20 protein-coding genes are annotated in these 20,637 nt (G+C 33.2%); 9 read left to right on the forward strand and 11 right to left on the reverse strand.

The window, feature by feature from the left end; translation table 11 throughout:
* Positions 1-434: 434 nt before the first annotated feature.
* Together ACNO7W_RS06340 and ACNO7W_RS06345 are read left to right on the forward strand one after the other, a co-directional pair.
* Positions 435-1,025: a hypothetical protein gene (locus ACNO7W_RS06340; RefSeq protein ID WP_417937449.1), complete on the forward strand. Its 591-nt coding sequence runs from the start codon at positions 435-437 to the stop codon at positions 1,023-1,025.
* Positions 1,015-1,815: a hypothetical protein gene (locus tag ACNO7W_RS06345; RefSeq protein WP_417937450.1), complete on the forward strand. Its 801-nt coding sequence runs from the start codon at positions 1,015-1,017 to the stop codon at positions 1,813-1,815. Before ACNO7W_RS06340 ends, ACNO7W_RS06345 begins: the two co-directional genes overlap by 11 nt.
* A 45-nt stretch (positions 1,816-1,860) precedes the next feature.
* Here ACNO7W_RS06345 and ACNO7W_RS06350 read toward each other — a convergent pair whose 3' ends face one another.
* Genes ACNO7W_RS06350 through trmB form a run of 3 tightly spaced genes read right to left on the reverse strand, consistent with a single transcriptional unit; the run spans position 1,861 to position 3,609 of the window.
* On the reverse strand, positions 1,861-2,190 hold the full coding sequence (locus ACNO7W_RS06350) for an MGMT family protein (RefSeq protein WP_143387905.1): 330 nt from the start codon (positions 2,188-2,190) through the stop codon (positions 1,861-1,863).
* Positions 2,191-2,242: 52 nt separating this feature from the next.
* Complete coding sequence (locus tag ACNO7W_RS06355; protein WP_417937451.1) at positions 2,243-2,878, reverse strand: LysE family transporter; 636 nt, start codon at positions 2,876-2,878, stop codon at positions 2,243-2,245.
* Between the two features lie 53 nt (positions 2,879-2,931).
* A complete protein-coding gene (gene trmB, locus ACNO7W_RS06360) occupies positions 2,932-3,609 on the reverse strand; it encodes a tRNA (guanosine(46)-N7)-methyltransferase TrmB (protein ID WP_282713570.1) in 678 nt (225 codons plus the stop codon).
* Between the two features lie 242 nt (positions 3,610-3,851).
* Here trmB and ACNO7W_RS06365 point away from each other — a divergent pair, with 242 nt between their 5' ends.
* Positions 3,852-5,462 carry a L,D-transpeptidase family protein gene (locus ACNO7W_RS06365; RefSeq protein ID WP_417937452.1) on the forward strand — a complete coding sequence of 537 codons (1,611 nt, stop codon included), beginning with the start codon at positions 3,852-3,854 and terminating at the stop codon, positions 5,460-5,462.
* Positions 5,463-5,710: 248 nt separating this feature from the next.
* On the opposite strand, the gene ACNO7W_RS06370 is transcribed toward ACNO7W_RS06365, so the two are convergent.
* On the reverse strand, positions 5,711-7,090 hold the full coding sequence (locus tag ACNO7W_RS06370; protein WP_417937453.1) for an ammonium transporter: 1,380 nt from the start codon (positions 7,088-7,090) through the stop codon (positions 5,711-5,713).
* Between the two features lie 224 nt (positions 7,091-7,314).
* Complete coding sequence (locus ACNO7W_RS06375) at positions 7,315-7,824, reverse strand: nuclear transport factor 2 family protein (protein WP_417937454.1); 510 nt, start codon at positions 7,822-7,824, stop codon at positions 7,315-7,317.
* Positions 7,825-8,065: 241 nt separating this feature from the next.
* Here ACNO7W_RS06375 and ACNO7W_RS06380 point away from each other — a divergent pair, with 241 nt between their 5' ends.
* Positions 8,066-9,646 carry a L,D-transpeptidase family protein gene (locus ACNO7W_RS06380; protein ID WP_417937455.1) on the forward strand — a complete coding sequence of 527 codons (1,581 nt, stop codon included), beginning with the start codon at positions 8,066-8,068 and terminating at the stop codon, positions 9,644-9,646.
* Between the two features lie 303 nt (positions 9,647-9,949).
* On the opposite strand, the gene ACNO7W_RS06385 is transcribed toward ACNO7W_RS06380, so the two are convergent.
* The 4 genes from ACNO7W_RS06385 to ACNO7W_RS06400 all read right to left on the reverse strand — a co-directional run bounded on the left by ACNO7W_RS06385 (position 9,950) and on the right by ACNO7W_RS06400 (position 14,427).
* Positions 9,950-10,264, reverse strand: coding sequence for an HPF/RaiA family ribosome-associated protein (locus tag ACNO7W_RS06385; RefSeq protein WP_143387911.1), 315 nt, complete (start codon positions 10,262-10,264; stop codon positions 9,950-9,952).
* Positions 10,265-10,456: 192 nt separating this feature from the next.
* Positions 10,457-10,804 carry a GIY-YIG nuclease family protein gene (locus tag ACNO7W_RS06390; RefSeq protein WP_314897913.1) on the reverse strand — a complete coding sequence of 116 codons (348 nt, stop codon included), beginning with the start codon at positions 10,802-10,804 and terminating at the stop codon, positions 10,457-10,459.
* A 90-nt stretch (positions 10,805-10,894) separates the two neighbouring features.
* On the reverse strand, positions 10,895-14,035 hold the full coding sequence (locus tag ACNO7W_RS06395) for a DUF3427 domain-containing protein (RefSeq protein ID WP_417937456.1): 3,141 nt from the start codon (positions 14,033-14,035) through the stop codon (positions 10,895-10,897).
* On the reverse strand, positions 14,032-14,427 hold the full coding sequence (locus ACNO7W_RS06400) for a (deoxy)nucleoside triphosphate pyrophosphohydrolase (RefSeq protein WP_417937457.1): 396 nt from the start codon (positions 14,425-14,427) through the stop codon (positions 14,032-14,034). The genes ACNO7W_RS06395 and ACNO7W_RS06400 overlap by 4 nt, the downstream gene beginning before the upstream one ends.
* A 602-nt stretch (positions 14,428-15,029) precedes the next feature.
* Between ACNO7W_RS06400 and asnS the strand changes: the two genes are divergently transcribed.
* Genes asnS through rpoN form a run of 5 tightly spaced genes read left to right on the forward strand, consistent with a single transcriptional unit; the run spans position 15,030 to position 19,803 of the window.
* Positions 15,030-16,466 (forward strand): asparagine--tRNA ligase, encoded by a 1,437-nt coding sequence (gene asnS / locus ACNO7W_RS06405; protein ID WP_417937458.1) that lies wholly within the window; start codon positions 15,030-15,032, stop codon positions 16,464-16,466.
* 24 nt (positions 16,467-16,490) lie between these two features.
* A complete protein-coding gene (locus ACNO7W_RS06410) occupies positions 16,491-17,381 on the forward strand; it encodes a hypothetical protein (protein ID WP_417937459.1) in 891 nt (296 codons plus the stop codon).
* 48 nt (positions 17,382-17,429) lie between these two features.
* Positions 17,430-17,780, forward strand: a complete 351-nt coding sequence (locus ACNO7W_RS06415; protein WP_417937460.1) for an STAS-like domain-containing protein — start codon at positions 17,430-17,432, stop codon at positions 17,778-17,780.
* Complete coding sequence (locus tag ACNO7W_RS06420) at positions 17,770-18,297, forward strand: twitching motility protein PilT (RefSeq protein WP_417937461.1); 528 nt, start codon at positions 17,770-17,772, stop codon at positions 18,295-18,297. The genes ACNO7W_RS06415 and ACNO7W_RS06420 overlap by 11 nt, the downstream gene beginning before the upstream one ends.
* A gap of 39 nt (positions 18,298-18,336) precedes the next feature.
* Complete coding sequence (rpoN, locus tag ACNO7W_RS06425) at positions 18,337-19,803, forward strand: RNA polymerase factor sigma-54 (RefSeq protein WP_417937462.1); 1,467 nt, start codon at positions 18,337-18,339, stop codon at positions 19,801-19,803.
* A gap of 231 nt (positions 19,804-20,034) precedes the next feature.
* On the opposite strand, the gene ACNO7W_RS06430 is transcribed toward rpoN, so the two are convergent.
* On the reverse strand, positions 20,035-20,352 hold the full coding sequence (locus ACNO7W_RS06430) for a type II toxin-antitoxin system RelE/ParE family toxin (protein ID WP_417937463.1): 318 nt from the start codon (positions 20,350-20,352) through the stop codon (positions 20,035-20,037).
* The gene (locus tag ACNO7W_RS06435; RefSeq protein ID WP_417937464.1) at positions 20,343-20,585 is read right to left on the reverse strand and encodes a hypothetical protein; all 243 of its coding nucleotides are present in this window, start codon (positions 20,583-20,585) and stop codon (positions 20,343-20,345) included. Before ACNO7W_RS06435 ends, ACNO7W_RS06430 begins: the two co-directional genes overlap by 10 nt.
* Between the last annotated feature and the right edge of the window lie 52 nt (positions 20,586-20,637).

Here is a 20,637-nt window from a genome sequence, read left to right on the forward strand (position 1 = left end):
ATCTGCCGACGTTCCATATTAGAAATTTCTATCGGCCTTTTAAATCCTAAAATAACTTTACTTGTTCTCATTTAATTGTCGTTTAAATGTGTAAACCTATTTTAGGACAAGACAGTTTATTTAAATCTGTGCAAAATCCGTTCAATCCGTGTTATCTGTGTGCCATATTTTATCCTTTGGAACATATTGCGGACTGTCATATAATTTAATATGCATATCCTGATAACCGCCTAAAATTTGAAATAGCACACGGATGACACAGATAAAACGGATTTTTTGAAGAGAGTAATAAGGAATTAATGAAAATTCAAGTAATTTGTGGCTAAAAAATATTTAGGTATAATTTACAGATAAGCATAAAATAATTTAATTAAAAAACAAGCTTGTTAAACCTAATAAAACAAATTTATAATTTAAATTTATAAGAAAAAACCATGGGATTAAGTTTTCATTATAAGGGAGCACTGAAAAAACCTCAATCTTTAAAAAAAATGATTGAAGAGGTGACTGACATTTCACAGACAAACCAATGGAAATTTCATATTTTTGAAGAAGCGTTTCCAAACCATGCTTTTACTCTTGATTCCTATAATGATTCCATTTACGGCATTTGTTTCAGTCCACCCAATTGCGAAGTCGTTTGCTTGACTTTTCTATCCAACGGAAAAATGTGCGCTTTCTATAATTTGGAACATTCAAAGATTTCCATAGAGGAGCTAGACGATAATTACTTGTCAGTAAAAACACAATTTGCCGGGCCTAAAATTCACAAACAACTGATCAACATCTTCGATTATATAAACAAAAAATATTTAGAAAATTTTGATCTTACCGATGAAGGAAATTATTGGGAAACAAAAAACGATCAATTACTCGAGGATACATTTGAGAAATACACCAATTTGATTAATGGATTTGATAGTTTATTGGAGAACATCCCAATTGGAGAAAATGAAACTATCGAAGCATATTTAATACGAATAGCCGAAATAGCTCATAAAAAGAAGGATAAAAATGAAGGATAAAAACAACAACGAGAAAGAACTTCCAAAATTAAATACAAAGGAAGAAAATGAGTTCAAGAAATTGAAACTTTCAATAGAACATGGAGCAACATTTTTTGATAAATCAAATAGTAATTTGCCTCCAGAAATAGAAGGCCAGTTTTTGGATTATATTTCCAATTTTGAAGATGCATTTCAAAACGCCAAACAAATTACGGTTTACGAAAAAATTGGGAAACCTGAATTCAAACCCGAAGGAACTTTATCTGACGAAGAAATAACTGCCGAGTTAGAGCGAATTGAAGAAATAATGCATCAAAACAATATCAGTTTGGATGTGCTTTGCGATTATGAAAATGAAAACCGGCTGATTTATGCTTTTATAACTGAAGAACTTTTTTTGAGCAAAATTGACGAAATGAATGTTCCTGGAATGATATCTCATTTTACTTATGAAGAGTTTCACCAAAACCATAAATATGATTTAGAGCAAGCTACCGAAGATTTTTTGAAAATGTTTTTGGATAAAAAATCTAAATTTTATAACGAATACCATAGTGAAGATGCTTTAAATCATGAAGAATTAAACAATTTTAGGACTTTGTTTAAAAGTTTAAAAATGGAGTTTTTTGATTTTAAGCAAATAATGTTTAATGAACAGAATGCAACGGTGCAATTTGAAATCCATTTTTGGGCAAAAATAAAAGGCACTGACGCTAAAATTCATTATTCTGGAGACGGCAGTATGACTTTTGAATACGAATATGGCTATTGGTATGTGAGAAATGTGAATCTGCCGATTAATGATTAAACATAATCGTTTTCAGTTATCCCTGATACTAAATACTGCGACTGATTACTGTTCCCTAACAGGAGGCTCCCAAAAATGCTTTTCGAAATCTATAATTTGGTTATTTGCGACTTCAATCCCTTCATTTTCCAATAATTGTTGCATAAGATTCGTTCCGTCAAAATGAAGTTTTCCAGTAAGCAAACCCTTTCTATTGACCACACGATGTGCCGGAACATCTTCCATATTATGAGAAGCATTCATCGCCCAGCCTACCATTCGAGCAGAGCGCGCAGTTCCTAAAGCTTTTGCAATAGCGCCATAAGAAGTGACTTTCCCATAAGGAATTTGTCTGGCAATAGCGTAGACTCGTTCGAAAAAATTGTCGTTTGACATGGTTATGAATCTGATAAAAACGGTATTTCTATTTTGTCTTTAGCTTTAAAAACTACCTCAAATAATACCTTATGATATTGATCAAAGTGATTGCAGCTATCAATCCAGTTATACTTCCAATGATAGTATTCATATTCCGCATAATGTAATCCGTTTTGTCTTGTATTTTTTGAAAGAAAGTGATATAGCAATAAAAAACTAAAGAAGAGCCCAGTACCACACCCGTAACAAAAACAAAAATATAGGTCATGCTATAAGAAAACAGGTTGTAAGACGACAAAGTGACACTTACAAAAACATAATAAGGAATAGGAAAAAAATTAAGCGCAGAAAGTAACATCCCAAGAAAAAAACGTTTTGTACTGCTGTATTTTTTTATTTTCCCCTTTTTAACTTTTGGCTTTTTAGCAATCCAAAGGAAATAAATGGTTAACAATGTAAAAACACCAAATCCTGCTTCACGCATCAGGATTAAAACATCTGGACGTTTATCAATATAGCGAGCAAACAATATAGCAAGATAGGCTTGAAAAAATATTATAATAACAGCTCCTAAAACAAACCACAAAGCACTTCTTTTTCCTTCTTTTAGATTTACTTTGGCGGCTGTCATATTGATTAAGCCCGGTGGCGTAATCCCAACAAAAGCGGTAACGAAACCCAAAAGCAAAGATGTGATTAAATTCATACGCAAGGTTTTTGCATTCAAAAAAGATAAACTATTCGAGTTTAAATGTAATGCTATTCTTTAATTTTGAATCTAATATACGTAATTGCTTTGTTAATTTCCAAATATTGTTTTTCGTAAAAAGTCTGAAAAGCAGTTACTTCCTCCGGACTTCCTTCGTTTACATACACATTATGATTCGCGTACAAAACTTCATGTCCTTCACCATGCAGCAATCCTAACGTATAACCGTGCATGAACTCACTGTCGGTTTTTAAGTTAACTACACCGTCTTTTTTGAGGATTTTTTTATACAATTGCAAAAACTCGGAATTGGTCATTCTGTGTTTCGTGCGTTTGTATTTGATTTGCGGATCTGGGAAAGTAATCCAAATTTCGTCCACTTCGTTTTCCGCAAAAATATGATTGATTAATTCGATTTGGGTTCTGATAAAAGCCACATTATGCAATCCGGTTTCAACAGCGGTTTTGGCACCACGCCAGAAACGGGCTCCTTTGATATCGATTCCAACAAAATTTTTATTTGGGTATCTTTCGGCTAAACCTACTGAATATTCCCCTTTACCACAGCCTAATTCCAACACCAATGGATTATCATTTTTGAAGAACTCCGAGTTCCATTTTCCTTTAAGCGGAAACAAATCACCTACTACTTCTTCCCTTGTTGGTTGAAAAACGTTGTTGAATGTTTCGTTTTCCTTGAACCTTTTTAATTTATTTTTACTTCCCACTTTTTCAGAATATTTCGGCAAAATTAAGGAAATATATAAGACCGAAAGGTGTAGTAGTGAAAAAATGAAAAAAATCGTTTTGAGAATCGTTACAGTCGCAACATTATTTTTTGGTTTAGATGAAACAAAACCGTAGAATTCACATGATTTACAACAAGAAATCTCTGACGGGAAACGGCATTGGCATTCGATTTTACAAAAAATAGCTGTTTTTTTTCTACCTTTATATAAATAATTATGCCATGAAAAACTTTGTTTTATCCATTGCAATTATATTATTTGGCTTTTCTCTTGCCTCTGTTTACCGTAATAGAAATAAAAATATAACGGCTAACGAAACTTCTGTTGCCCAAGCTCTTCAAGAATCGACGCCCGAAAAATCCATAATCCATATTAACAGCGCTATTATCGCAAGTTTTTTCAAGAAATATCCCAATTTAAAAAAATACCAATCGGACGTTAGTGCTTTATACAAAAAACGAAACTACAATTCTATCTGGTATGATCACAAAGGACTTATTGAATTTGCCAATTTATTATACTCTAAAGCAAACCAATTGGAAGAAGAAGGTCTTAAGTCCAGCTTAGCCTATAAAGATAAAATTGACGGCATTTTTAATGAAGAATCCGCCGATGATTTATCACAAACTGATACCGAACTTATGTTGACGTCTATGTATGTGTTTTATGCCAAAAAAGTATTTCACGGAATTGACACTAATAAAATCAGGGAAGTTGGGTGGTTTTTACCAAGGAAAAATCTGTCTTATGAGAATCTATTGGATTCTTTATTAGTCAATCCCAAACTATTAAGCAAAAATGAAAATCAGCTATTTGGACAATATTATAGACTGCGTGATGTTTTAAAAAAATACCGCCAAATAGAAAAAAATGGTGATTGGAATCCTATCGTTGCAGATTCTTTGGTAAAAGAGTACAAACCAAACGACAGCTCGAAAACCATTGGTCAAATCAGACAGCGCCTAGCCGTTATCGGAGATTTAAAACAGGATTCCAAAAGCAATATTTATGACGAAGAATTAATGGCCGGCGTATTGAATTACAAAAAAAGAAATGGCTATAAAAAGGATTATATAATTACATCCATTCATATTCGACGAATGAACATACCGATTGAAAAATACATCAAAACCATTATGGTAAACATGGAACGTTGCCGATGGATTGCTCCAGAATTGACAAAAGCCGAAGAATACATCATTATAAACATTCCTTCCTTTAAACTACTCTTCAAAAGAAATGGCAAAATTGAATTGGAGTCGAGTGTGCTTGTCGGGAATAACATGACTGAAACGGTAGTTTTTAGCAGTAATATGAGTCATATCGTGTTTAGCCCTTATTGGATCGTGCCCCAAAGCATCGTTGAAAATGAGTTAAAGGAAGCGATGGATCGAGATAAAAATTATTTGGCTTCCAATAACATGGAATGGAACAATGGGAAAGTCATACAAAAACCGGGACCAAAAAACCCCATGGGACAGGTTAAGTTTATCTTTCCAAATTCCAATAGTATCTATTTACACGATACGCCATCTAAAAATTTGTTTGAATACGAGTACAAAGCATTTAGCCATGGCTGTATAAATGTAAAAAAGGCTAAAGAATTGGCCATTTTGATTTTAAAAGACGACCCTGACTGGCCTCTTGAACGCATCAATGAAGCCATGAAAGGCGGCAAGGAAACAACTTGCGTCCTAAAAAAGAAAATCCCTGTTCACATTGGTTATCTCACGACTTGGATAGACGATTCCGGCGAAATTAGTTTTTATAATGATCTATACTTAAGGGATGAAAGCTTAGCCGAGTTATTATTTTCTGAGGATTCTAAATAAATTGATTATCCTATCAACTATCAGTTCGAAGCTTAAACTTGAAGTCATAAATTAATATTTTCTGGCTGAACTATTATTTCGGCTGCATCGTTTTTTTAGGCATAGGCAAAAAGTCTTTGCCTTTTCAGTAAAGTATAGCAATACGACAAATAAGTTGTGACGTTAAGAATTCTTGAAAGCGAAAAGCATCGAAAAATTGGCTTATTAAAATCATTTTTTTATAAATCATTTTTCCCAAAACTAGCTTATTATTCTTCAAGAACTAGATCTGCACACTCAATAGGAAAGAGTGTTTCATCATGTTGGGATAAATCCAATCCCATAATCTCCGCTTCTTCTGAAACACGCATTGGAATAATTCTATTGGTGATTTTAAATAAAATATAAGCCCCGAAAAAAGTGTAGATTGAAACCAGAACCAATGCCATCATGTGATGCCCGAATACTTCCCAGCCTCCATGAAGCAAGCTGGCATTTTCACCATGAGCAAAAATTGCTGTTAGAATCATTCCCATAATTCCACCCACGCCATGACACGCAAAAACATCCAGAGTATCATCAATTCCTTCTAAAAATTTAGCATTAACAACCCAATTTGAAACAAGAGCGGCGATAAAACCAAAAAACATACTTTCAGGAACGGACACATAACCCGCAGCCGGTGTAATAGAAACTAATCCGACAACAGCGCCTATACAAGCGCCAAGCGCCGAAACTTTTCTGCCGTTTATTCGATCAAAGAAAATCCAGGCAAGCATGGCCGCAGCTGATGCAGTGGTTGTGGTGGCAAACGCCATCGCTGCAACTCCATTGGCTTCCAATGAAGAACCTGCATTAAAACCAATCCAACCAAACCAAAGCATTCCGGTTCCTAATAAAACAAAAGGAATATTAGTAGGAACATGTCGGCTGTTTTTTCTTTTTCCTAAGACAATAACACCCGCCAAGGCTGCAAACCCGGCACTCATATGCACGACGGTTCCTCCGGCGAAATCTTTAACGCCAAAATAAGACCCCAAAATTCCCGTAGGATACCAAACCGAATGACACAAAGGCGCATATATGAACAAGGTAAACAAACAAATAAAAAGCAAATACGAAATAAAACGAACGCGTTCCGCAAAGGATCCTGTGATAATGGCAGGCGCAATAACGGCAAATTTCATTTGGAACAAAGCAAATAACATAAAAGGAACCGTACTCGCTATTTTTTCATGTGGCAACACTCCCACATAGTCCATAAATGTGAACGACGTTGGGTCACCCACAAAACTATAAAAACCAGAACCTATATTAATTCCTAATGGTTCCCCAAAAGCCAAACTAAAGCCTACAACCACCCATAATAAAGTGACTACGCCCAAACAGACGAAACTTTGCAACATGGTGGAGATTACATTTTTCTTTCCTACCATTCCACCATAAAAAAAGGATAATCCCGGCGTCATAATTAACACCAAACAACAAGAGGTCAGCATCCATGCAACATCAGCAGGGACGATTTGGTCGGTAGTTCCAAATTGTGAAAGAACAGCATCAGTTTCTGTGACTGCTGGCCAAAATACGCCAGTAATACAAACAATACTTATAATGATAAAGGATATGACCCAGCGCTTCTCTATTTTCATTTTATTTACTTAACCCCATTTTATTAGGGGTCAAAGTTAAAAAAAAATTAATTTCGAGTCATAAAACAATTCGAAATAGGGATCAACCAAAGAATTATCGCCAAATTAATAATTTTAAAGACACTTTGTTAAGAGTATTTGATTTAAGACCTACCATTTTGGTCATTTATTGAAGAATATATTATAATGAATTATTTAAAGGAATTGAAAACTTAATCTAATTACTACTTATTTTGTAAATTCTTTAGGAGCTTGTCTTCTATGGGCGCTTTTATCTTGATGACAGCGTCAACATTATCATTAGGAACGGTCATCGACAAAACGTAATGCTTTATTTTCCACTCCCTGCCTATTTTCACTACTACTCCCGAACCTCGGCAAATTTTCATTTGGGTATTCAACAATTCATCAAACCAAGCGATTTTTTCGGTTTTATCAAAATAGATGTTACGTTCCAATGCAGTAAAACTCCACGCCTTGCCTTTGTCAAAATAAGGTTTTGCAAAAGCTTGAAAGGCTGTTTTATTCCAATTTTCGGTGGCATCCATACCAATGAAAATAGCATCTTCGGTCATCAAATTGAAATAGGCGTTGTAGTTTGCTTCGGCAGCGGCTTTGTGCCAAGCGTCAAGCAACGTGTTGACCTTATCCTTCTCTTTATTAGTGTCTTGATCCGTTGGGGTGAAAGCTGAAAACAGCAAAATGCTTAAAGAGAACAGAACTATTTTTTTCATAATTTTTGGATTTACTTGAATTTATTTGGTAAAAAATTTAGGTTTAAAAATAAATTTAAACACGCAACTTGCTACATAATAGATAATTAACTAATTATTTTCTTTAAATTATACACTTAAAGTAAAGATACTGTTTTAACGGCAAAAAATACAGCCCGTTCAAAACTGGTATTACACAGCACGATTTGACGTATTTTTGTACTGCCTTAAATGAATTATTACGCATTAATTAGCTTGACCTATGAAAAAGTTATTCTTACCAATTATACTAATTGTTTTTACAATTTTGTTCACCACCATTTCCTGCAATAAGAACAAAAAAGATGCTACAGGAAAGCAGTCGGATTCAAATACCTCAGGAGCGGTTACTTTTGACAGCACGCAGGTTAAAACTTTTTTCGAAAAGTATCCAAAATTAAAAATCTATCAAGCTGATGTAATGAAATTGTATCGCAAAGAACAATTTCATTATATCTGGTATGATAAAGATGGACTCAATGAGTTTGCGGGTTTATTGTACAACAAAGTTAATAATTTGACAACGGAAGGGATTCAGACCGCTATTCCTTACAAAGAAAAATTAGATGACATTTATGACAATCCCGAAGACAATCAAAAAGCAAATCTTGACACCGAACTGTTAAGCTCTGCGCTATACTTTTTTTATGCCGATAAAGTATATGATGGTATAGACACTCAAAAAAGCAGAGATCTTGGATGGTTTCTGCCTCGAAAAAAGAAATCGTATGTCAATTATTTAGATTCGTTGTTAATCGACCCTTCGTTAATCAACAAAGACGAAAAAGGCGTACTAAAACAATATTACCTGCTCAAAGATGTATTGAAAGAATACCGTCAAATAGAAAAAAAAGGCGGCTGGAAAACTATAGCCCTTGACCCAAATGTTAAGTCTTACAAACCCGGAGACAGCGCTGCAGCGATCGCACAAATAAGACAACGTTTACTGATTACCGGTGACATTGCATCCGATTCAAAAAGTGCTGTTTATGATGACGCATTGGCTGCCGGAATTTTGAAATTCAAAAAGCGAAGCGGCAATACCCTCAATAAGACTATTTTGCCGGAACACATCAACTATATGAATGTGTCCGTAGCGCAACGTATTAAAACCATTATGGTCAATATGGAACGCTGCCGATGGATTTCAAATGACATTACCAAATCAAAAGAATTAATTGTAGTCAACATTCCCGCTTACGAATTAACGTTTTTCAGAGACGGGAAACCGGAATTGAGATCTAAAGTAGTGGTGGGCAAAGCCTTGCATAAAACGGTGATTTTCAGCGCCCCAATGAAATATATCGTATTTAGACCGTATTGGAATGTGCCAACAAGCATTTTGAAAAAAGAGATCCTTCCAGCCATTGAGAAGAACCCAAATTACTTAGAAGAGCACGACATGGAATGGAAAGACGATTACGTCAGACAAAAACCAGGACCTGAGAATTCATTGGGATTAGTCAAGTTTTTATTCCCTAATTCGAATGCCATTTATTTACATGACACCCCATCAAAAAGCTTATTCGGTCAAGAAGACCGCGCTTTCAGTCACGGATGTATTCGTGTGGCTAAGCCAAAAGAGTTGGCTGCTATCATTATGAAAAATGATAAAAAATGGAATGCTCAAAAAATTGAAGCTGCGATGAACGAAGGAGAGGAATACTGGTACACGCTCAAAAACAAAATCCCGGTTTACATTGGATATTTTACCACTTGGGTAGATGATGAAGGAATTGTTCATTTCTATGAAGATGTATATAAAAAGGACGAAGCATTAGCGGCGTTGCTTTTCAACAAATAAAGTGTAGTTCGTTTCTAAAGAACAACAGGCAAAAAAATGACATTATCTTATTTAAAAGGTAATGTCATTTTTAGTTATTATTGGTGTTTCCCCAAAGGGAACTATTTAATAACCTGAGTTCGATTATTAAAGTATTGATTTTCATTACCGTTTATAATCCTTCAAGGTTTCCAAAACCTTGTAGGTATCATTTTTTTAGAATTACATCCCTTCAAGGTCAAAAAAAGACCTTGCAGGAAAACCAGTTAACCGCAAATTAATGATATACAATTTATTAGTGGTAAAATAATAATCGAATCCAGGTTAATAGGTTTTCTGTTTTTCAAAAGTAGTTTCCAATACTTTTTTGATTTTATCCAGCGCCCCTTGAAACGCTTTTTCGATAGTATCGGCATGATTCGTCACCGCTACAGGCTGCATGTTTACAGGGCGTGCTTCAATAAGGCAACGTTTGTCATTACCACCTGACTTCTCACTATTTTCGTCACCAAGATGCACTTCTAAACGGGTAATTTTATCTTCAAAACGCGACAGCGTTTTTTTCAATTCTTCAGAAAAATAAGATTCCAATCTTGCGTGCCCTTCTACATTATTGTCTGTGTTGATTTGTATTGTCATAGCATTATCTATTTATAATTGTTTCTCAAACTTACCGATTGTTGTACAAAAAAACGAGTGAATTAGTAAAACATTGTGAAAATAAATAGGAGAAGAAGTGAATTTAAGGGATGAATTGAATCGTGATTTCAAGTTTAGGATTAACTTAATAATGAGTATTGATTTGTCATTGCTTTGCCAGTTCGGGTTTTGTCATTCCGACGCAGGAGGAATCTCATTGTCCTTTATAAAATAATGATTCAAAAACTCAAAACTTTGATTGAAGGAACGTATTAAATCTAATTTCTTATCTCTTCGCCAACCCTTAATTTCTTTTTCTCTAGCAATGGCAAGTTGAACCCAAGTAAATTTTTCATAATAAACCAAAAACGCTACATTGTATTTTGACGCAAAAGTTTTGTTCCCATTTATAATATTCTGCTGGTGCTGTTGTAATCTCACTTTAAGATTATTTGTCATGCCAGTATAAAACGTTGTCCGATACTTATTGGTAATAATATAAACATAATACGTGTGATAACCTTCTGTAAATTCAATCATAAAGTTTATTGTTGATGTGATTCCTCCTTCGTCGGAATGACAAAATTACGCTTAGACTATTTGCCTTAACAAACAAAATCTTTGAATAGATTATCCAATTGACATTTTCGCAGATTCTTTCCAAAGATAATTTGGCATTGGCTCACTAAGTTCCCATTTGATATTCATTGGTTTCTCTCCTTCATTTTCTTTAAAATTTCCTTCTCCAATAAAAACATAACCCATTGTATTACCTTTTTCATCATTTGCTTTTTCTCTAATGAAAAGTAAAATTTTTTTATCGTTTTCTTGGTGTTTAATATATGATAGGCCCCTACCAATATCTGGTCTTGATGAATTTTGACTTTGCCAATGAAATAAAGTTTCACTAATTGCATAATCATCATACATAGTAGTTGGAGAGAAGTTTTCTTCTGATTTAATTAAGTTTATGAAAAGCAACTCTGTATTTAAATCAGTATTCTCCGCGACACCTTCTCGACTTGGTGATTTTCTATCAAAAGTGCTTAAACCAAAAGCTGCTAAAATTTGATCCCTTGTATATCGAGCATGTAATTTCAAAGGCTGATTGTATGGCAACTGAATATCAATTTCTTTAAAATCAACTTTATCAATTAATATTTCTAACACTTCAATAATCTCATTTACTAAAATTTTATTTTTCCCAATTGCTTTAAAACTTTCTTCTAATGACTTGAACAAACCATGATTTTGCCAAACATCATAATATAACATAAGTAGCATCGCTTTTCCATTCTCATCAAAATCATTCAAATTAATATCAAATCCTTGCTTCGCTATTTTAAGAATGAAATTAAAATAACTTGTTGAGTTTGTAGAAAGCCACTTATTGCTTATTGCAGAATAAATTTGTTTTTCATTAATATTCTCAAAATCTTCAATTACTCCAGCTCTTTGACATAATCTTGACCAACTATCTTTTTTGTAAATTGTTTCAATTGAAATGTGATTTAATTCAATGAAATTGTTCAATGTTAAAGGCAAATTAGTTTGATGTTGAAAGTTTCTGATTTTAGTTATCAGTTGATTTACATTTAATGATGTTGCTTTTCTAATGTTTTCAAGGATTGTTTCTTTTGTTTTTTTCTCTAAAACAATTGAACATCCCAATGGCAAATGTGGAAAATCATCTTCAATTTCTTTTTGAACCGAAGTTGTTGTTTTTCCAATTAATGCTCTAAACTTACTTTCAAAATCATATTCAGGTCTTGAATTACCAACAAAATCTAAAACAGTCAAACAATCTTTTCCTTCTGCTAAACGTAATCCACGTCCTAATTGTTGAAGAAAAACCGTTAAACTTTCCGTTGGTCTTAAAAACAAAACAGTATCAATTCCAGGAATATCAACACCTTCATTGAAAATGTCAACAACAAACAAATAATTAAATTCTTTCTCCTTGAATTGTTTTCTAATTCTATCTCTTTCATTTGCATTTTTACTTGTCAAACATTCAGCTTTTAAACCTGCTAAATTGAATTTTTCAGTCATGAAAATGGCGTGTTCGACTGTCACACAAAAACCAATAGCACGAACATCGTTTATATCATTTGTATACTTATCAAGGTTGCTAATTATCTCTCCAACTCGAATATTGTTTTTAGTATATAAACTTGTCAATTCACTTGCTACATATTTGCCTTTTTCCCATTTTACATTAGTTAAATCAATGCTGTCCGTTATTCCGAAATACTGAAAAGGACTTAATAATTTTTTATTTAATGCTTCTGGAAGTCTTATTTCAGCAGCGATACGATTACAGAAATCTGCCAATATATCTTCTCCGTCCATTCTTTCAGGAGTTGCTGTCAATCCTAGAAGAACTTTCGGTTTAAAATAATTTATAATTGGCCTATATGTTGACGCAGAAATATGATGTACTTCATCAACAATTATAAAGTCATAATATTCGGGAGTTAGTTTAATATCTTTTAGCCTATTATTTAAAGTTAAAACCGACGCAAAAACATATTCATTACTGTTTGGCTCAATTCCATCAACCCATAAATCTCCAAAATTATTATCTTTTAAAACTCCTTGAAAAGTTGCTTTTGCTTGTTGTAAAATTTCTTTTCTATGAGCCACAAAAAGCAGCTTTGATGACTTGTTATTGTTTCTAAAGTTTTTATAATCAAATGCAGAAACGACAGTCTTTCCCGTTCCTGTTGCTGCGACTAAAAGGTTTCTATTCCTATTATGAACCGTTCTTTCAACTTCTAATTTTTCAAGTATTTCATTCTGATATGGAAAAGGTTTGATATCAAAATAAGCTGTTGTAAAAGTATATTCTTTTGAAAATTTACCTTGTTTAAGTGCTTCAACTAATTTCTCGGAATGAATATTTTTATCAAATAATTCAAAGTCTGAATTTTGCCAATACGCTTCAAATGTTTTCTTAAATTTATCGACAATATGGCCAACTTCTTTAGTTGTCACTTTTAAATTCCATTCTAAACCATCGGTTAAAGCGGAACGTGAAAAATTAGAAGAACCTATGTAAGCTGTATGAAAACCTGTATTTCTTTGAAACAAATATGCTTTTGCATGCAATCTTTCATTGCCTGTATTATAAGAGACTTTTACTTCTGTATTTTCTAAAGATGCTAAAAATTCGACTGCCTTTGAATCTGTTGCTCCAATGTACGTAGTTGTAATTACTCTTAATTTCCCTCCTCTGTTTGTAAATTCTCTAAGTTCACGTTCTAGAATTCTAATTCCTTTCCATTTGATAAAAGAAACCAATAAATCAATTCTGTCTGACGATAAAATCTCTTTTCTCAATTCACTTTCAAGGGTTGTTCCTGAATTTCCACCAGTAAAAAGTTCACTATGAATTAATCTTGTGTAAGGAGTGATTTCTTTTAGATGTAAATCTAAGTCTGTAAAATGAGCGTCCACTTTTGTAAAAACAGCTTTTAGAATTTTACCTTCTGTTTCTATTAAATCATCTTCAAACTCTTCTTTTTTTAATTCTTCTTTCAGAAATAAAATTATCTTATTAGCAATCTCTATTTGTGTTTCTATAACATCATCTCCCTTAATTAAATTAAAAGCATGCCTAATTGTTTTTCCAATATGTTGCGATAATAGCTGAGCTGCTTCGGCTTTGTCTATTGAAGTTTTCTTTACTTGAAATGTGTCTTTATCTAATTCGTTTATTTTAAAATTTATTAGCTTAGTCACTAATTCTTCATACAATCCTTGGTTCATAATTCAAGTTTTAAAAATTCTTCAACGATTGGCAAATCTGCTTCTGCCCAATCAAGACTTAACAATTCTGTTTTTTCTAATAATTTGTAATCTTTATGTTCTGCTAATTTAATTTCACCTAGAATATGTTTCGCTATAAAAGGAATTAAATTAATTTTAAAAGTTCCATAATCATAAATACTATTTGAAAGCTTTTTTAAAATTTGAATATCAATATTTATCTCTTCTTTAATCTCTCTTTTAATACAATCTATTTCACTCTCATTTTCTTCTAATTTACCTCCCGGAAACTCCCATTTCAATGGTAATTTCATTTTTACACTACGTTGGGTAACTAAAACTTTATTGTCTTTTATAATAATAGCACAGGTAACGTCTATAGTATTTAGCATATTTTTAATAATTGTTATTAGCTTCTTTAAATACCTAATATATAAAGATTAGATTTAATTTGTACGAAAGATACTCAGATTTAATACATTCTTAAGTTATTTTTTGGGAACTGCATAAAAAAACACCGCTAGGTGTTCGATATTAGTAGAAAATAAGAATTCCCCATTCATCATAGTCCCGTAGGGACGAAACATATAATCCCTACGGGATATTATAGAGCATGGATTTAGATTTTCCACCAACATTAAATCCTTACAAAATAAATACACCTACTAACCAAAGCATTACTTATTCAATTCCGTTTATGGGTATTGCTTAAAAAATAATTTCTCCATTAGCCTTTTTTGATTTTGACCCATACAAAAAAACAAAGTCATGAATGGAAGAATGAAATTATTAAAAGATCGTTGTTCCATTATCGGGTGCCCTAGCCCTGATTGCAACGGCATCCCACGCTTTTTTGCGTGGATACAGTGGAAAGCAGGAAATAGCTCCTGAAATAAATCCTGATTACTCCTTTGTGGCAATGACATATGAAACAAATCATTTATATTTGCATTTCGGTTACAAGACAATTTTTAATATCAATTATATAATTAAAATGAGACATACAAAAGTTAAAGACTTACTAAACAGTACTACGACGCTTCATGAAGTAAATGCAAAAGGATGGGTGAGAACTTTTAGAAACAATCAATTTATTGCCTTAAATGATGGTTCGACCATCAATAATATACAATGTGTTGTCGATTTTGAGAACACGCCAGACGAAACGTTGAAGAGAATTACAACTGGAGCAGCCATATCGGTTACAGGAATTTTGGTGGAAAGTAAAGGTGCCGGTCAACAATTTGAAATTCAGGTGGCAAAACTGGAAATCCTTGGAGATTCGGATGCAGAGAAGTTCCCGATACAACCTAAAAATAAACCAAGCTTGGATTTCTTGCGTGAAAATGCGCATTTAAGAGTGCGTACCAATATGTTTGGAGCCATTATGAGAGTGCGTTCGGTATTGTCGTATGCGGTTCATAGTTATTTTCAGGAAAAAGGTTTTGTGTATGTAAATACGCCAATCATCACCGGATCGGATGCTGAAGGTGCCGGTGAAATGTTTAAAGTAACCGCTTTGCCATTTGACGGAACACCAAGAACCGAAGACGGAAAAGTAAATTACAAAGAAGATTTCTTCGGAAAAGAAACGAACCTTACGGTTTCGGGACAACTGGAAGGAGAGACTTTTGCGATGGCTTTGGGTCAGATTTATACTTTTGGACCAACATTTAGAGCGGAGAATTCGAATACTTCGCGTCACCTTGCGGAATTTTGGATGATTGAGCCGGAAGTGGCCTTCAATGATTTGAATGACAATATGGATTTGGCCGAAGATTTTATTCAATATGTAATCAAATACACAATGGACAAATGTCCAGAGGATTTGAAATTCTTGGAAGGAAGATTATTGGATGAAGAAAAATCAAAACCAGCTGCGGACAGAAGCGAAATGCCGCTTTTGGAAAAATTAAACTTTGTTTTGGAAAACAATTTCAAACGTGTTTCCTATACTGAAGCAATTGACATTTTAAGAGATTCTACTCCAAATAAAAAGAAAAAATTCAACTATATCATCAACGAATGGGGTGCTGATTTACAAAGTGAACACGAGCGTTATTTAGTGGAGAAACACTTTAAATGCCCGGTAATCTTGTTTGATTATCCAGCAAACATCAAAGCCTTTTACATGCGCTTGAACGAAGACGGAAAAACGGTTCGTGCGATGGATATCCTTTTCCCAGGAATTGGAGAAATCGTAGGAGGATCACAAAGAGAAGAGCGTTTTGATGTTTTGGTTGAAAAAATGAAAGCCTTAGGAATTGACGAAGAAGAATTGTGGTGGTATCTTGATACACGAAGATTTGGTTCAGCGGTTCACTCTGGTTTTGGACTTGGATTTGAACGTTTGGTATTGTTTGTAACGGGAATGACGAATATTCGTGACGTAATTCCTTTTCCAAGAACGCCAATGAATGCCGAGTTTTAGATTTTTTTTTAGAATTCTACATCTATGATAATTTACTTTGAAAACAATATTACTAGTGATTGGACAGGCTATCAAAAACTAATTAATCTTGTTAATGACGCCACCAAAATGAAAGACGACAAAATTATATTTGATTTTGCTGGTGTTCATTTTTTTGAAGCAAATTTATGTGCAGTATTGGGAACAATGATTGAAATACTAGAGAGTGAAAATAAAAAAATAACTTTTCAAAATTTCAATATAGCAGTTGAAAAAATATTACGAAAAAATGAATTTTTGAGTAATTATGGTTTTGAAAAAGCACTAGACCATTATGACACTGTTGTAAAATACAAGAAATTTATTCCGACTGACGACGAAGGCTTTAATCATTACATAAAAGAAGAATTATTAAGCAAAAAAGATTTTCCACCACATAGCGAGAAATTAGGAAAAAAAATAATGCAAAATATATTTGAACTTTATGAAAATGCAAGAACTCATGGAAAGTGTCATTTTATTCATACTTGTGGACAATATTTTCCAAATTCTTTAGAAAAGCAATTTAACATAACAATTGTTGATCGAGGAATAAATATTAAAGAAAATGTAAACCGTTTTTTAAAAAGAGGTAATGAATTATCTAGCTGCGAAGCCATTTCCTGGGCAATGCAGAAAGGAAACACTACAAAGTCAGGAACAATTCCTGGCGGATTAGGCCTTGATATAATTTTTGAATTCATAAAGTTGAATAATGGAAAAATTCAAATCATATCATCAGATGGATTTTGGGAATACAAAAGAGGTATAACCGAAACCAAAATATTAGAGAATCCATTTCAAGGAACAATTGCTAATTTAAGATTTAATCTAAACGATAAATCCTACTATTCTTTAGCCGAAGAACATTCTGAGAATTGGGATTTTACTTTTTAATTTTTTGCTAATATAAAAAACACTAATTTTGTATAAACATTTTATAAAATGAGTAATATAATAATCCGAGAAATTATTAAGGGAGATATCGCTGTTTCTACAAGTGATGGAGACTTGGTACATAATTTAATCACTGGTTATTTGAAAAATCATAAAACTGTAACTGTTGACTTTGAAGGAATATCAATAATGACAACAGCTTTCTTAAACGCTGCCATAGGTCAATTATATAGTAATCCTATTTACTCTGACGATTTTTTAAATAAATATTTACATTTAAAAAACGTAGCCAAAGAAGATAGAATACTTTTTAGTGAAGTTGTAAAAAGAGCTAAAGAATACTTTAGAGATAAAGATAGATTTGAGGATTCCACAAATTCAGTAATAAATGGAGATTAAAATTAAAGATTTTTCTCCTAAATACAATCAAATGTTTTTTTTCGACAATAACATTTGGATGTTTTTATTTTCTCCCATTGGAAATTACGAAAAAAACAAACAATCTAGTATTTCTAGTTTTTTAGGATTACTAAAAACTACAAATTGCGACATTGTGCTTAATAGCCTTATCCTTTCTGAATTTTCAAATGCGAACTTAAGATTAGATTTTAACCTTTGGAAAAATGAAACAAACAACTATTCTGCAGATTATAAAAAAGATTATCTTTCATCATCAAGATATAAAAACACAGAACAAGTTATTGAAAGTTGCATTAATCAAATTTTGAAATTATCAGAGCGGTTTTCAGATGACTTTAATAGAATCAACATTGAAAATGTTTTAATAAATTTTAAAACTATTGATTTCAACGATGCATATTATTTAGAATTGTGTGCACAAAACAATTGGTTTTTTGTAAGTGATGATGGTGATTTTCAAAAAATAAACCATTCAGTTACTATTCTAAAACCTTAATGAAAATTTGTTTAAGGTTTAAAGTTTTAAACAATAAAAATGCTAAAGCAATTCTTAAATTTAAAATTATCACAGAAATTATCTCCTCAACAAATACAGTTGATGAAGTTAATTCAATTGCCTACGCAAGCTTTCGAACAACGTTTATTGGAAGAAATGAACGAAAATCCAGCTTTGGAAGCCGGAAAAGAAGAAGATGAGTATGAAAAGGACGAGTTCGAAAACGAAGATTATGACGATTATGATGATGCGGAATCCGAGCGAATTGACGCCGAAGACATCAACATTGACGAATATTTAAGCAACGACGAAACTCCGGATTATAAAACACAGGCAAATAATTACAGTGACGATGATGAAGACCGCGAAACGCCTTTTGCCGCTCCGGTGAGTTTTCACCAAGATTTAATCAATCAGTTGAATACGTTTATCCTGAATGATGATGACCGTGAAATTGCAGAATTTTTAGTGGGAAGCATCGATGATATGGGCTACATCCGAAGAAGTATTTCTGATATTGTAGATGATTTAGCTTTTACCCAAGGGATTTATACCGACGAGAAAACAGTTGAAAGACTGTTGCACGTGATTCACGAACTGGAACCTTCAGGCGTGGGTGCGCATGATTTGCAGGAATGTTTGTTGCTGCAATTGAAACACAAAACGCCAACGGAATACGTGGAATTAGCAACTGATATTATTGAAAATCAGTTTGATGCGTTTACCAAAAAACATTACGACAAGCTTTTACAAAAATACAATATTTCGAATGAGCAGCTTAAAAAAGCCATTCACGAAATAGAAAAACTGAATCCAAAACCAGGCGGATCGTTTACGGGAAACAACAAAGTCACTGAAAATGTGGTTCCTGATTTTGCCATCAGAATTGTAGACGGTGAACTGGAATTGACCTTAAACGGAAGAAATGCCCCTTCGCTGCACGTTTCCAAAGATTATCAGGAAATGATGCAAACCTATAAGGATTCCCGAGATAAATCAGCACAGCAAAAAGATGCGGTACAGTTTATCAAGCAAAAACTGGATTCGGCTAAATGGTTTATCGATGCGATACGCCAACGCCAGGAAACGCTTTTTGTAACCATGAATGCGATTATGCATTATCAGGAGGAATATTTTCTGGACGGCGATGAAACCAAGTTGAAACCGATGATTCTGAAAGACATTGCTGATACGGTAGGTCTTGACATTTCGACGATTTCACGTGTGGCCAACAGCAAATATGTGGAAACGCCTTATGGCACCAAACTGATCAAAGAATTCTTTTCGGAATCAATGAAAAACGATCAAGGCGAAGATGTTTCTACGCTTGAAATCAAGAAAATCCTAAAAAACACCATAGAGGAAGAAGACAAGAAAAAACCACTTCCTGACGATCAATTAGCCGAAATTCTTAAAGAAAAAGGCTATCCAATTGCGAGAAGAACGATTGCAAAATACAGAGAACAGCTCGATATTCCGGTAGCGAGAATGAGGAAGAAGATGTAAGATTGTTGATTTGAGATTATTGATTAACGATTTGAGATTTAGTGTTGCTAAATAAAAAAATGTTTGCTTTTCTTTTAAGCATTTCAAGAAAAATATTGTTTCTATAAAACAACAAAACCTTTCGGAGTTCTAAACTCCGAAAGGGTTTGTTAATAAAAAGCTATTGCTAAATACAAGGAACTAGTAGATATTTACGCAACGAGGATAAAGTAAGACTAAGCAAGCATTAATTTACTTCGTCCTTTTGATTTTTATTGGATTTTGTCGGCAATCAAAAACGTCCCAAATTTCTATTTGATTCTTATCTAAATTTATCCAATATATGATTTTGTAATTGCAGTAAATTAATGTTCTGAATTCTCTTGAACTAGCTATTAATTGTTGCTCAATTTGTCCTAAATAAGGTTGATTAATCAATAGCTTTACTTCGTCAGTGATTTCTTTAGTAATTTTTTTCGCTACAGCTATATTTGTTCCTCTTTTCAGAAAAATATAAATCGATTTAACCTCAATTTTAGCCAAATCAGTCCAATAGATTTTTAATCCCATTTTTCTATTTCGGTTAAAAAATCATTCATTTCAGTAAGTCTTCCATTGATGGAGTCTTGTTCCGATTGGTCAATTCTTCGATTTAATTCTGCAATAGTCATCGGGCGGAAATCCGCATCTTCTTCTGTAGCTTTCTTATTTTTCAACAATTTTTCAAATCGAGAAATGAGTTCCTCACTTTCAATAGAAAGAAATTCCTGAACAAACGATATTTTTCGGCTTTGCAAATCCATTTTAAGTAATTTTAATTCAAAGTTACAAAATAAATCCCCTCTTATAAAAATT

It is taken from the genome of Flavobacterium sp. ZB4R12, assembly GCF_048276375.1.
GTDB classification, from domain to species: Bacteria; Bacteroidota; Bacteroidia; order Flavobacteriales; family Flavobacteriaceae; genus Flavobacterium; species Flavobacterium gawalongense.

Bases quoted from the DNA above. Each gene is read 5' to 3' on its own strand.
- ACNO7W_RS06340 (WP_417937449.1), top strand. From the start codon at position 435: ATGGGATTAAGTTTTCATTATAAGGGAGCACTGAAAAAACCTCAATCT.
- ACNO7W_RS06345 (WP_417937450.1), top strand. From the start codon at position 1,015: ATGAAGGATAAAAACAACAACGAGAAAGAACTTCCAAAATTAAATACA.
- ACNO7W_RS06350 (WP_143387905.1), bottom strand. From the start codon at position 2,190: ATGTCAAACGACAATTTTTTCGAACGAGTCTACGCTATTGCCAGACAA.
- ACNO7W_RS06355 (WP_417937451.1), bottom strand. From the start codon at position 2,878: ATGAATTTAATCACATCTTTGCTTTTGGGTTTCGTTACCGCTTTTGTT.
- ACNO7W_RS06365 (WP_417937452.1), top strand. From the start codon at position 3,852: ATGAAAAACTTTGTTTTATCCATTGCAATTATATTATTTGGCTTTTCT.
- ACNO7W_RS06370 (WP_417937453.1), bottom strand. From the start codon at position 7,090: ATGAAAATAGAGAAGCGCTGGGTCATATCCTTTATCATTATAAGTATT.
- ACNO7W_RS06375 (WP_417937454.1), bottom strand. From the start codon at position 7,824: ATGAAAAAAATAGTTCTGTTCTCTTTAAGCATTTTGCTGTTTTCAGCT.
- ACNO7W_RS06380 (WP_417937455.1), top strand. From the start codon at position 8,066: ATGAAAAAGTTATTCTTACCAATTATACTAATTGTTTTTACAATTTTG.
- ACNO7W_RS06385 (WP_143387911.1), bottom strand. From the start codon at position 10,264: ATGACAATACAAATCAACACAGACAATAATGTAGAAGGGCACGCAAGA.
- ACNO7W_RS06390 (WP_314897913.1), bottom strand. From the start codon at position 10,804: ATGATTGAATTTACAGAAGGTTATCACACGTATTATGTTTATATTATT.
- ACNO7W_RS06395 (WP_417937456.1), bottom strand. From the start codon at position 14,035: ATGAACCAAGGATTGTATGAAGAATTAGTGACTAAGCTAATAAATTTT.
- ACNO7W_RS06400 (WP_417937457.1), bottom strand. From the start codon at position 14,427: ATGCTAAATACTATAGACGTTACCTGTGCTATTATTATAAAAGACAAT.
- asnS (WP_417937458.1), top strand. From the start codon at position 15,030: ATGAGACATACAAAAGTTAAAGACTTACTAAACAGTACTACGACGCTT.
- ACNO7W_RS06410 (WP_417937459.1), top strand. From the start codon at position 16,491: ATGATAATTTACTTTGAAAACAATATTACTAGTGATTGGACAGGCTAT.
- ACNO7W_RS06415 (WP_417937460.1), top strand. From the start codon at position 17,430: ATGAGTAATATAATAATCCGAGAAATTATTAAGGGAGATATCGCTGTT.
- ACNO7W_RS06420 (WP_417937461.1), top strand. From the start codon at position 17,770: ATGGAGATTAAAATTAAAGATTTTTCTCCTAAATACAATCAAATGTTT.
- rpoN (WP_417937462.1), top strand. From the start codon at position 18,337: ATGCTAAAGCAATTCTTAAATTTAAAATTATCACAGAAATTATCTCCT.
- ACNO7W_RS06430 (WP_417937463.1), bottom strand. From the start codon at position 20,352: ATGGGATTAAAAATCTATTGGACTGATTTGGCTAAAATTGAGGTTAAA.
- ACNO7W_RS06435 (WP_417937464.1), bottom strand. From the start codon at position 20,585: ATGGATTTGCAAAGCCGAAAAATATCGTTTGTTCAGGAATTTCTTTCT.